Source organism: Streptomyces sp. (assembly GCF_036566765.1).
GTDB lineage: Bacteria > Actinomycetota > Actinomycetes > Streptomycetales > Streptomycetaceae > Streptomyces.
In genome coordinates, this window is sequence record NZ_DATCVQ010000559.1 from 1 (window position 1) to 11,139 (window position 11,139).

General features: G+C 74.4%; 10 protein-coding genes. 2 read left to right on the forward strand and 8 right to left on the reverse strand.

Going from position 1 to position 11,139, the window contains the following annotated elements; all coding sequences use genetic code 11:
* Positions 1 to 222: 222 nt before the first annotated feature.
* Entirely contained in the window at positions 223 to 2,478 is a 2,256-nt protein-coding gene (gene secD / locus VIU94_RS32285; protein ID WP_331916901.1) for a protein translocase subunit SecD, read from the forward strand.
* A gap of 110 nt (positions 2,479 to 2,588) precedes the next feature.
* On the opposite strand, the gene VIU94_RS32290 is transcribed toward secD, so the two are convergent.
* Positions 2,589 to 2,960: a hypothetical protein gene (locus tag VIU94_RS32290; RefSeq protein ID WP_331916903.1), complete on the reverse strand. Its 372-nt coding sequence runs from the start codon at positions 2,958 to 2,960 to the stop codon at positions 2,589 to 2,591.
* 162 nt (positions 2,961 to 3,122) lie between these two features.
* Here VIU94_RS32290 and VIU94_RS32295 point away from each other — a divergent pair, with 162 nt between their 5' ends.
* Entirely contained in the window at positions 3,123 to 3,665 is a 543-nt protein-coding gene (locus VIU94_RS32295) for a DUF6328 family protein (protein WP_331916905.1), read from the forward strand.
* A gap of 7 nt (positions 3,666 to 3,672) precedes the next feature.
* On the opposite strand, the gene VIU94_RS32300 is transcribed toward VIU94_RS32295, so the two are convergent.
* From VIU94_RS32300 to VIU94_RS32330, 7 genes are all read right to left on the reverse strand, one after another.
* Complete coding sequence (locus VIU94_RS32300) at positions 3,673 to 5,217, reverse strand: ATP-dependent DNA ligase (RefSeq protein WP_331916907.1); 1,545 nt, start codon at positions 5,215 to 5,217, stop codon at positions 3,673 to 3,675.
* A gap of 125 nt (positions 5,218 to 5,342) precedes the next feature.
* Positions 5,343 to 6,329, reverse strand: a complete 987-nt coding sequence (locus tag VIU94_RS32305; RefSeq protein WP_331916909.1) for a DUF6397 family protein — start codon at positions 6,327 to 6,329, stop codon at positions 5,343 to 5,345.
* A 103-nt stretch (positions 6,330 to 6,432) separates the two neighbouring features.
* On the reverse strand, positions 6,433 to 6,846 hold the full coding sequence (locus VIU94_RS32310; protein WP_331916911.1) for a roadblock/LC7 domain-containing protein: 414 nt from the start codon (positions 6,844 to 6,846) through the stop codon (positions 6,433 to 6,435).
* A gap of 103 nt (positions 6,847 to 6,949) precedes the next feature.
* Positions 6,950 to 7,567, reverse strand: a complete 618-nt coding sequence (locus VIU94_RS32315) for a GTP-binding protein (protein WP_331916913.1) — start codon at positions 7,565 to 7,567, stop codon at positions 6,950 to 6,952.
* Complete coding sequence (locus VIU94_RS32320) at positions 7,548 to 8,006, reverse strand: DUF742 domain-containing protein (protein ID WP_331916915.1); 459 nt, start codon at positions 8,004 to 8,006, stop codon at positions 7,548 to 7,550. Before VIU94_RS32320 ends, VIU94_RS32315 begins: the two co-directional genes overlap by 20 nt.
* 79 nt (positions 8,007 to 8,085) lie before the next feature.
* Positions 8,086 to 8,520: a roadblock/LC7 domain-containing protein gene (locus VIU94_RS32325; protein WP_331916917.1), complete on the reverse strand. Its 435-nt coding sequence runs from the start codon at positions 8,518 to 8,520 to the stop codon at positions 8,086 to 8,088.
* Positions 8,517 to 11,139, reverse strand: a 2,623-nt coding sequence (locus tag VIU94_RS32330) for a sensor histidine kinase (protein WP_331916919.1), incomplete at its 5' end; no start/stop codon positions are given. The genes VIU94_RS32325 and VIU94_RS32330, both read right to left, overlap by 4 nt.

The following is an 11,139-nucleotide window of genomic DNA, read 5'->3' on the forward strand; positions in this document are numbered from 1 at the left end:
GCCGCTGCCGCCGCCGCCCGTGTCCGGGGCCGTACCGCCGGCGTACCGGGTGCCCGTACGGCCCGCGCCGCTCGCCGACGCCCGGCGCGAGCGGGCGCCGCCCGCCGATCCCTACCGACCGCGGCTCAGCCGTGGTCCGCCTTCTCCGCGGAGCAGTTGAGGTCCCGCGGCGCTGCGGCATGCCCGTAGCCCGCTCCGCCCAGACTCTTCCGTGGAGCATCCATGTCCTCACGTCATTGGCGTGCGCTGGTCGCGCTCGCCGTCGTCGCCCTGTCCCTCTTCTTCGCCCTGACCACTCCCGCCCGGCTCGGCCTCGATCTTCGGGGCGGGACCCGGATCGTCCTGGAGACCCGGAACTCGCCCACCGTCGTCGCCGACGCGGCCGCCACCCAGCGGACCCTCGAAGTGCTGCGGCAGCGGGTGGACGCGCTCGGCGTCGCCGAGCCGTCGCTCTCGCGGTCCGGGGACCGGCGCATCGTCATCGAGCTGCCCGGCGTCCGCGACCCGCGCGAGGCCGCCGCGGCCATCGGCCGAACCGCCCAGCTCGCCTTCCACCCGGTGACCGGCGAGGCCGCCGCCGCATCCGGGACGGCCCTCGCCGACCCCGACGCGCCGGGCCGGTTCCTCCGGCTGGGCCCCGCGGCCCTGACCGGCGAGGGGGTCAAGAGCGCCAAGGCGGTCGTGGACCCGCAGAGCGGCGGACGGTGGAGCGTCGACCTGGCCTTCCACGGCGACGCCGGGAAGGAGTGGGCGCGACTGACCGGCGCGGCCGCGTGCGCCGCGCCCGGCGACCCGGCGCGGCGGGTCGCGGTCGTCCTGGACGGGCGGATCGTGTCGGCGCCCGGCATGCAGCAGTCGGTGGCCTGCGGGGCGGGCATCCCGGGCGGGTCCGCGACGATCACCGGCGGCTTCGACGCCGCCGAGGCCCGTGAGCTCGCCGCCCTGATCGAGGGCGGGGCGCTGCCGGTGCCCGTGACCGCGGTCGAGCAGAGCACCGTCGGCCCGACGCTCGGCGGCGAGGCCGTGCTCGCCAGCGCCCAGGCCGCGGTCATCGGCCTGCTGTGCACGGGCGTGTTCGTCGTCCTGGTGTACCGGCTGCTCGGCGCGCTGGCGACCTGCGCGCTCGCGCTCTACGGGCTGATCTCGTACGCGGCCGTCGTCGCCCTCGGCGCCACCCTGACACTGCCCGGTCTCGCGGGCTTCGTCCTCGCGATCGGCATCGCGGTGGACGCCAATGTGCTGGTCTTCGAGCGGGCCCGGGAGGAGTACGCGCTGCACCGCCTACCGGACGCCGACCGGGCACTGCGCACCGGGTTCGCCCGGGCGTGGAACGCCGCCGTGGACTCGAACGTCACCACCCTGCTGGCCGCCGGACTCCTGTTCGTCTTCGCGACGGGGCCGGTGAAGGGCTTCGGCGTGACGCTGGCCGTCGGCGTCCTGGCCTCCATGGTCTCGGCGCTGGTCATCACGCGGGTGCTGGCCGACTGGGCGGTGCGGACGCGGTTCGTACGCCGCCGGCCGGGCATCACCGGCATCGCCTCGACCGGACGCGTCCGGGACTGGCTGGCCCGGCGCCGGCCCCGGCTGATGCACCGCCGACGGCTGTGGCTGGGCGCGTGCGCGGGGCTGCTGCTGCTCGCGGCCGGCGGGATCGGGCTGCGCGGCCTCGATGTCGGGGTGGAGTTCACCGGCGGACGGCTGGTCGAGTACGCGACGAGCCGGCCGGTCGACGCGGACACGGCGCGGGCGGCGGTGGCCGACGCGGGCTTCCCGCAGGCCGTGGTCCAGTCCTCGGACGGTGACGGGATCACCGTACGGACAGGGGAACTCGACAACGCCGAGCAGGAGCGCATCCGCGCGGCGCTGACGGCCTCCGGCGGCACCGTCACGGTCGAGCGGGACGAGCTGGTCGGACCGAGCCTGGGCGACGAGTTGCGCGGCAAGGCGCTGATCGCGCTCGGCGTGGCGGTCGCGGCCCAACTGGTCTACCTGAGCGTGCGGTTCCGGTGGACGATGGCGACGGCGGCGGTCGCCGCCATGGTCCAGGACGTGCTGCTCGTGGTCGGCCTCTTCGCGTGGCTGGGCAAGCCGGTCGACAGCGTCTTCCTCGCGGCGCTGCTGACCGTGGTGGGGTACTCGGTCAACGACACGGTCGTCGTGCTCGACCGACTGCGGGAACTGCGCCGCGCCCATCCCAAGGGGGCATGGCCGGAGCTGGCCGACCGGGCGGTGCTGCAGACGATCCCGCGCACGGTGAACACCGGCATGGGCGCGATCTTCGTACTGGTCGCCCTTGCGGCGCTCGGCGGCGACTCGCTCACCGACTTCTCGGTGGCGCTCCTCGCGGGCGTGGTCGTCGGCATCGGGTCGACGGTGTTCACCGCGATGCCGCTCGCGGTGATCCTGGAGACCCACCGTCCGGCCCCCGTCCGCCCGGCCAGCCGCCCCGCCCGGACGGGCACGGGCGCGGTGGTCTGAGCGGCCGCGGCCGGGACAGTCGCGCGCGGCAGCAGCGGTCCGGGGGGCGCGGGGCGTGCGCGCCGCCCCGGCCCGGTCCTCAACCTCCCGGGGCCCTCAGGAGGCGGTCGTCAGCGGGAGGCGATCATGAGGCGCGCCTCGGTCTCCTGGTCCCCGGAGACCGACTCCAGCGACCGCACGTCGAAGCTCTGCGCCAGCACCTTCTCGATCTCGTCGACCGCGTGGTACCCGCCGGTCAGCAGGACGGGAACCTGCCCGGTCAGGTGGGCGGGCCGGGCCGTCGCGCCGCGCCCGGCCGCCGTGTCGAAGGTGGCCATCCAGACGGTGGGCGCGGGCACCTGCGCCGGTCCGGTCGCCGGTACGTCCTCGACCGCGTACACCCGGTCGAGGGCGTCGAAGACCGCCCGCGCGTCCTCGCCGGAGCAGTTGCTCAGCTGCACCGTGACATCGGTGTCGATGTGTCGGTCGTCCACGTCGCTCATCTCCTCCCTGTCACCCCTCCCGCATCACCCTCAAGCATCGCCCCGACCCCGCCCAGCGCGCGAGCTCTCACCCGGGCGGCCCAGCGGCGGCGGGTGGAGGCCGCCGCTGCGGGTACTCGTCCGGTGGGACCGACCGGTGGGGGCCGAGACCCAGGAGGGCGCATGTCCGAGCAGGAACGACGCCGGGCCGGCGGCGGTGGCGCGGGCGAGTCGTCCGCCGACCGGGACGGCCTGCTCCTCGGCCGGCACGAGACGCCCGAGGAGCGGGCGGACCGCCGGTGGAGCGAGCTGGTGCAGGAGATCCGGGTGGCCCAGACGGGCATGCAGATCCTGCTCGGCTTCCTGCTCACGGTCGTCTTCGCACCCCGCTTCGCCGAGCTGTCGTCGAACGAGCTCACCCTCTACATCGTCACCGTCGCCCTGGGCTCTGCCGCCACCGGTGCGCTCATCGGCCCGGTGTCCTTCCACCGGATCGTGGCCGGCCGACGCCTCAAGCCGCAGGCGGTGCGCTGGGCCAGCCGGCTCATCACCATCGGCCTCGTACTGATGGTCGCCACGCTCGCCTCCGCGCTGCTGCTGGTGCTCCGCTTCGCCACCGACGCCGCGTACGTGCCGTGGCTGGTGGCGGGTCTGGTCCTCTGGTACCTCCTCTGCTGGTACGTGCTTCCCTTCTGGGCCCGACACCGGTACACCAGCGGCGACTGAGCCGGGCTCAGCCTTCGGCCGTGAGCCGATCGACCGTGTCGGCCTCGTCCGCCCGCTTGTCCGGCCGGTACCGGACGACCCGGGCGAACCGCAGCGTGACCCCCGCCGGGTAGCGGGAGGACCGCTGGACGCCGTCGTACGCGATCTCCACCACGAGCTCGGGTCGCACCCGGACGGTGAACCCGTCGTCCTCGACGGCCAGTTCCCGCAGCCGCTCGGTCTGCCAGCGCAGCGTCTCGTCGGTGAGCCCCTTGAAGGTCTTGCCCAGCATCACGAATCCGCCGCCGGCGCTCCGTGCGCCGAGGTGCAGGTTGGAGAGCAGGCCGGTGCGGCGGCCGTGCCCCCACTCGACGGCGAGGACGACGAGGTCGAGCGTGTGGACGGGTTTGACCTTGAGCCAGGTACGGCCGCGACGGCCCGCGACGTACGGCGCGTCCAGCGCCTTCACCAGGACGCCTTCGTGCCCCCGGCGCAGGGTCTCGGCGAAGAACTCCTCGGCGGCCTCCTTCTGTGCGGTGGACGTGGGATCGTCGACGACGGTGCGGCGCACCCGCAGGTGCTCGGGCAGGAACCGGGCGAGCGCGGCGCTTCTGCGCTCGCCCGTCTCGTCGATGAGCGTCTCCCCTCCGACGGCGAGGACGTCGAAGAAGACCGGTGACAGCGGCCGGGCGGCCCAGGCCGTGTCGACGTCCACGTGAGAGCCGACCCTGGACGCGATGTCCTGGAAGGCCAGCGGCCGGCCCGCCTCGTCGAGGGCGATCACCTCCCCGTCGAGGACGAACGAGTCCGCGGCGATACCCCGGGCCACCGCGACCACTTCGGGAAGCCGGTCGGTGATGTCGTCCAGCGAGCGGGTGTGCACCCGGATGTCGTCCCCGAGCCGGTGCACCTGGATGCGGATGCCGTCGAGCTTCTCCTCCACGGCGCAGCGTCCGAGCGCGTCGATCGCCTCGCCGACCGATCCGGCCGTGTGGGCCAGCATCGGCTGCACGGGGCTGCCGACCCGGAGCGAGAACGCCTCCAGGGCCGCGGGTCCTTCGGCGAGCACCGCCCGGGCCACCCGGGGCAGCGATCCCTCCAGCATCACCGCCCGGCGCAGCGCGTCCGACGGCACTCCCGCGGCGCGGGCGACGCCCTCCAGGGCGATCGCGTCGAGCGCACCCTGCCTCACCTCCCCGCCGAGCAGCCGCAGCAAGAACTCCTGCTCACGAAGGGTCGCCGCCGCCATGAGCTCCCGAACCCGCCGCACCCGCTCGGCCTGCGCCCCGGCCCCCGCGACGGCGGCCAGCTCCGTCATGGCGGCGTCCGTGTCGGCCAGCGTCAGCGCGGGCCGCTCGACGGGGGCGACCTCGGGCGGGACCACCTGCTTGAGGACGCTCCACCCCACCCCGATCCGCCCCTGCGGAAGGCTCCCGGCGAGATAGGCGATGACCAGCGGGCTCTCCTCCGGCTCCGCCTCGGCGAAGAGACCGGCCAGCGCCGCGATCTTCTCCGACCGCGCGGAGGTGGCGGCAACCTGGTGGGAGACGTTCGCGAGACGCACCAGCAACATGCGCCCATGGTCCCCGCGACCGCCCGCCCGCGCACGCGCTGCACGTCATCGGCCCGTATCCGTCTGCGCTGTCTCCCTCCGCGCTGTCTCCGTCGGCGCTGTCTCCGTCGGCCGCGCCCCCGGGCTCACCCCCTCCACCCCGCTCCCCTGGACTCCGCGGCTCGGCCGGCCTCCGGGGCGGGTGCGCCCGTCCGCGTCCTGCGTCGCATCCTCAGCCGGGTCAGCAGGCTCCGCCGACTCGTCGGCGGGCGCACCGACTCCCTGGCCCAGCCGCCGATCCCCGGCCCCAGCCGCGGCGGCGACGTGGGCATCGGCGGCGGCGCGGGCGGTCGGCTCGTCCGGGCCGCCGGGCGCGGGGCGTTCTGGAGCTCGCGGGCCTCGTCAAGGGCGATGGCGAGGCTCATCCGATGCCAGAGGATCTCGTCCGGGTCGTCGGCCACCATCAGCCGGTCGGCGATCTCCCGGGCCGACGGCCCCTCGGGCAGCCCTGGAGGCAGCGACGGGCGAAGCCGCATCAGGAACGACCGCTCGTAGGGATCGCCCACGACCTCCGCGAGTTGCACGGGATCGAGCAGGGAGGCGATCGCCGCCGCTCGTTCCCATGGATCGTCCGTGGCACGGAGCAGCAGTCCCAGGCGGCGGGCCCGCCAGTTCCGCGGCCGCCGGTCCTCGCCCGCGACCCGCCGGTCGCGGGCCTCGCGTCCCATCCTGACGGTCAGCAACTCGGCGTGATCCTCGGCGAACTCCCGTAGTTCTCCTGCGAGATAGAGCCACACCACCGTGTTGTACCGGTTCAGGTAGAACCGCACGGGGCTGATGTGCCCCGTCCTCGCCAGCCAGGTGAAGCGGTCGGACGACACGGAGAGCAGCCGGGCGGCGTCCGCCGTGCCCACAGCGCGTACCCGCTCGCGCAGCCCGCCGGGGAAGTCCGGCGCCGCTCGAAGCCGCTCGATCTCGTCCTGCTCCACGCGGACGCGGGGCCCGGTCCCCGGTACCGTGCGCACCAGCCCCATCTGCACGGCGAGCTCGAACTCGTCCCACTTCAGATCGAGTTGGCGAGCAGCCGATCCCGGGCCCTGCGCTTCGAGACCCATGCCTTCGGTCGTCGTCATGACGGTCCTCCCCCGCGAGTGACGATTACTCTCGGTGACGACCGTAGCGCAGAGTGACGACACTCCGCCGCGCCTGTGGACAACCCGATGGCCCGGACCCGGATCAGCGCTCGACGGCCCCCGCGACGCCGGGCTGCCGCGCTGCCACCCCGAGGTGCTCGCCGACCCGGTTGACCAGCAGCGTCATCTCGTACGCGACCTGGCCGACATCGGCCTCCGCCGCGCTCAGGACGCACAGACAGCTGCCCTCGCCGGCCGCGGTCACGAACAGCATCGCGTCGTCGAATTCCACCATCGTCTGGCGCGCCCTGCCCGCCCGGAAGTGCCGGCCGGAGCCGCGCGCGAGACTGTGCAGCCCGGACGACACGGCCGCGAGATGCTCGGCGTCCTCCCGCTCGAGTCCCGCGCTCGCCCCCGTGACCAGTCCGTCGTTCGACAGCACCAGCGCGTGCCGGATGTACTCCACCCGCCGCGTCAGGTCGTCCAGGAGCCAGTCCAGTCCTTTGTCCAGCGCCATGTCGATCCTCCCCGTTGGTGCGGGCCCTGTGTCACGGGCTCCGCGTGTCCCGCGTAAGCCTTACGCACTGTCGTGAACAGGGCAAGCACACGGGAAGTTCCCGCTATCCCACCGAGTCCAGGAGTCGCGCGGTGTGCACCCGGCCCGCGTACTCGACCAGCCGGATCAGGACCTCCTTGCCCGAGTCGCGGTCCCGCGCGTCGCACAGCACGACCGGAGTGCCCCGGTCCAGGTCGAGCGCCCGGGACACCTCGTGCGCCCCGTAGTTCCGCGCGCCGGCGAAGCAGTTGACGGCCACCACGAAGGGGATGCGGCGGTGCTCGAAGTAGTCCACTGCGGGGAAGCAGTCCTCCAGCCGCCGTGTGTCGGCGAGTACGACCGCGCCCAGCGCGCCCTGGGACAGCTCGTCCCACAGGAACCAGAACCGGTCCTGCCCGGGCGTGCCGAACAGGTACAGCGACAGTCCCGAGCGGATGGTGATGCGCCCGAAGTCCATTGCCACCGTCGTGGTGGTCTTCTGGGCGACGCCGCCCGTATCGTCGACGGACTGCCCCGCCTGGCTGAGCTGTTCCTCGGTGCGCAGCGGGCGTATCTCGCTGACCGCGCCCACCAAGGTGGTCTTGCCGACGCCGAAACCGCCGGCGACGAGGATCTTCAGGGCGAGGGCGGTGGTGTCCGCCCCCTCGCCCCCACCGATGCTGTCAGAGCGCTCGGAGGCCATCGATCACTTCTTTCAGGATCCGCTCATCGGGGAGCTGTGCGGGCGGTACGGGCCGGCTGACCTTCACGTAGCCGGATTCGAGCAGGTCGCCGAGGAGCACCCGGACCACGCCGACCAGCAGGTCGGCGTCGGCGGCGAGTTCGGCCACGGACTGCGTCTCGGCCCGGCACAGGGCGAGCAGCGCCCGGTGCTCGGGGCCGAGGAGCGACTCCTCGGCCGCGCCGGGCGGGTCGTCGTCGACGACCACGAGCGCGATGAGGTCGAACCGCACGTTGCTCGGCCCGGGTTTGGTCCGGCCGCCGGTCATCGCGTACGGCCGGACCAGCGGGCCCGCGTCGGCGTCGTACCACTGGCTGCCCGGCGGCGCGTCGTGCCCGCCGCTGCCGCCGGTACTGCTGCCGCCGGTACTTCTGTCGCTGGTACGGCTGTCGTCGTTCATGGGTGTCTCCGGGGAGGTCCGGGGGTGTCCGGGGCCGGGGTCGTCCGGGACCGGGATGTCCGGGGCCGGCGGTTCCGGGTCAGCCGGCGGCCGGCGGGGTTGCCGCCATGCGCGGCGGCGTGTACAGGTGCTCGCCGACGCGCTTCACCAGGCGGGCCATCTCGTACGCGATGAGGCCGATGTCGGCGGAGGCGGAGCTGAGCACGGCGAGGCAGGACCCGTCGCCGGCCGCCGCGACGAACAGGAAGCCGTCGTCCATCTCGACCATCGTCTGGCGCACTCCACCGGTGCGGAACTGGCGTCCCGCGCCCTTGGCGAGGCTGTGGAAGCCGGACGCGATGGCCGCCAGATGCTCGGCGTCCTCGCGGCTCAGTCCGCTGGACGCGCCGACGGCGAGCCCGTCGTTCGACAGCACCACGGTGTGCCGGACCTCCCGGACCCGCATGACGAGGTCGTCGAGGAGCCAGTCGAGTTCACCTGAGCGGTGCGGGGCAACCCTCTCGTGGTCGATCATGCGTCGTCTCCTTCACTGCCGTCGGTGCCGAATCCGGCTCTGGGGATGCGGGTTCCGGGCCCCGCGCCGCCGCCGCGGGTCCAGCCGTCGCGGTACGCGGTCATGCGGTCCCTGGCCTGCTCCGGGGTGCGCTCTCCGCGCCCCTCGGCGTCCGGGACCCGGCCGTGCGGCGGCTCGACCGGGGGAGCCTCGCGCAGCTGCGGGACGAGGCTGGCCTGCCGTACGCGACGGGGCAGACCGTCCTCCGCGCCGTCCGTGCCGGCCACTTCTTGCGGCGGCTGTGTCTCGCGCGGCTCCGGCGCGGCCGAACGGCCGCGCAGCCGCAGGGTGGTGACGGGGGCGGGAGGCTGCTCGTCCGCGCCCTTTCCGGCTTCTGCGCGGCCGCCGCCCCGCAGGGCGCGGCGTGAGGGCTGGCCGGGCACGGACGACGCCCCCTGGGCGAGCACTCCCGGCCGCTCCGGCCGCTCCGCCCCGGACGTCCCGCCCGTCCCCTCCGCCCGCTTCGCCTCGTCCAACCGCTCCAAGCGATCGGCCCGTTCCGTACCGACGGCCGAAACCAGCGAATCCGCCGAGCCGTCGCGCCCCGCCGACCCGTCGCTCCCCGCCGGCAGCGCGCTCTGCAGCAGCGCCGTGGGCAAGAGCACCACGGCCGTCGTGCCGCCGTACGGGGAGGTCCGCAGCTGGACCTTGATGGAGTGCCGCGAGGAGAGTCGGCTGACCACGAAGAGCCCCAGCCGGTCGCTGTCGAAGAGGTCGAGCGCCTCGGACTGCCGGATCCGGCTGTTGGCCTCGGCGAGGGTATCCGGGCCCATGCCCAGGCCCCGGTCCTCGATCTCCAGCGCGTAGCCGTTGCCCACCGGCTCGCCGCTGATCCGGACCTTGGTGTGCGGCGGCGAGAACTGCGCGGCGTTCTCGACGAGTTCTGCCAGCAGGTGGGTGAGGTCGGCCACGGCGGTGCCGGTGACGGCCGTCTCGGGGAGCCGGCGGACCTCGACCCGGGCGTAGTCCTCGATCTCGGAGACCGCGGCGCGTACGACGTTGGTGAGTTGCACGGGCATCCGCCACGCCCGGCCCGGCGCCGCGCCGGACAGGATGATCAGGCTCTCGGCGTGTCGCCGCATGCGGGTGGTGAGGTGGTCGAGCCGGAAGAGGTCACTCAGCTCGTTCGGGTCGTCGGCCCGGCGCTCCATGCTGTCCAGCAGGTTGAGCTGGCGGTGTACGAGTACCTGGCTGCGCCGGGCGAGGTTGACGAAGACGCCGGAGATGCCGCTGGCGAGTTCCGCGCGCTCGACGGCGGCGCTCAGCGCGGCCCGGTGCACGGTCCCGAGCGCCTCGCCGACCTGGCCGATCTCGTCGTGCGCGGCCGTCCCCGGCGGGGTTTCGGCCGGCACGTCGATCTCCTCGCCGGCCCGCAGCCGGGCCATGGCGTGCGGGAGTTTGCGCCGGGCGATCTCCAGGGCCGTGTTGCGCAGACTGATCAGCTCGACGACAAGGCCGCGGCCGATCCGTACCGAGATGACGAGGGAGGCGGCGACGGCGGCCAGGCCGAGCAGGACCGCCGCGCCGCCGGCGGTGGCGATGCCGCCGGCGAACGGGTCGGCCGCGTCGGCCGCGGTCCGCCGTGCGTCGGTCTCGATGGCGTCGAGCCCGCCGCGTACGGAGGAGTGGGCGGCGTCCCAGGTCGCCGCGGGGACCGCCTGGGCGGCGCGCCGTCCGGCGGCCGCGGCGACGATCCGGTCCTCGGCCGCGGTCAACTGCCGGTAGCCGTGCTGCACGGAGAGGTCGCGCCAGGCGTCGCGGGCGGTGCCGCGCAGGTCGGCGGTGGACGTCGCGGTGAGGGTACGGCGGGTCTCGACGGCCCCGGTGAACAGGCGGAGCCGTGCCGCGCTGAGGTTCCCGGTCAGCTGAGCGGAGCCGATCAGAGCGTCCTCGCGGGACAGCATCTCGCCCGCCCGGGCGAACTCCAGGAGGACGCGCGCGTCCGAGCCCGGCCGGGCGTCCTGCAGACCGGTGAGCGCGCCGCCCACCTCGAAGGCGGCAGCGATGGTGTCGGTGTACGCGGCGTAGACTTTGTCCCCGTCCGCGCGGCCGTTCGCCGCCTGGGTGCGCAAGGTGCTGAGGGCCGTGGCCCGCTCGACGAACCGGCCGACCCGTTCGCCGATCTCGCGGGGCAGGTCGCCGGTTTCGCCGACGGTGTGGCCGTCGCCGAGGCGGAGCCGGGCGATCGCGGCGTCGGTGCGGCGGGCCTGCTCCTTGAGCTCGGCGGCGCGGCCGCTGCCGGGCGAGGCGACCTGGCGCACGGCGGCGCGGCGCTCGGCCTGCAGGGAGGCGACGGCGAGCGCGACGGGTTCGCGGATCTCGGCGTCGACGCGCTGGAGTTGGCGCAGCCGCGAGATGTCCTGCGCGGTGGTGACGGTGGCGAATCCCCACAGGGCGAGCAGCGACACGACGGGCACCATGAGCAGCGAGACGATCTTCGCTCGGACGGTCCTGGGGCGCAGTCCGCGCCGTCGCCGCTCGGCACGGGGCGGGGCGCCCTCCACGTGTCCCTCCGCGGCTGCGGGCCCAGTCTCGGGTGCGAGCGGTTCGTCGGCCGGCGGTCCTGCGTGCGCCCGCCGG

What these genes read in the sequence shown, in the direction of transcription:
- secD (WP_331916901.1), top strand. Translation starts at nt 223, where the DNA reads ATGTCCTCACGTCATTGGCGTGCGCTGGTCGCGCTCGCCGTCGTCGCC.
- VIU94_RS32290 (WP_331916903.1), bottom strand. Translation starts at nt 2,960, where the DNA reads ATGAGCGACGTGGACGACCGACACATCGACACCGATGTCACGGTGCAG.
- VIU94_RS32295 (WP_331916905.1), top strand. Translation starts at nt 3,123, where the DNA reads ATGTCCGAGCAGGAACGACGCCGGGCCGGCGGCGGTGGCGCGGGCGAG.
- VIU94_RS32300 (WP_331916907.1), bottom strand. Translation starts at nt 5,217, where the DNA reads ATGTTGCTGGTGCGTCTCGCGAACGTCTCCCACCAGGTTGCCGCCACC.
- VIU94_RS32305 (WP_331916909.1), bottom strand. Translation starts at nt 6,329, where the DNA reads ATGACGACGACCGAAGGCATGGGTCTCGAAGCGCAGGGCCCGGGATCG.
- VIU94_RS32310 (WP_331916911.1), bottom strand. Translation starts at nt 6,846, where the DNA reads ATGGCGCTGGACAAAGGACTGGACTGGCTCCTGGACGACCTGACGCGG.
- VIU94_RS32315 (WP_331916913.1), bottom strand. Translation starts at nt 7,567, where the DNA reads ATGGCCTCCGAGCGCTCTGACAGCATCGGTGGGGGCGAGGGGGCGGAC.
- VIU94_RS32320 (WP_331916915.1), bottom strand. Translation starts at nt 8,006, where the DNA reads ATGAACGACGACAGCCGTACCAGCGACAGAAGTACCGGCGGCAGCAGT.
- VIU94_RS32325 (WP_331916917.1), bottom strand. Translation starts at nt 8,520, where the DNA reads ATGATCGACCACGAGAGGGTTGCCCCGCACCGCTCAGGTGAACTCGAC.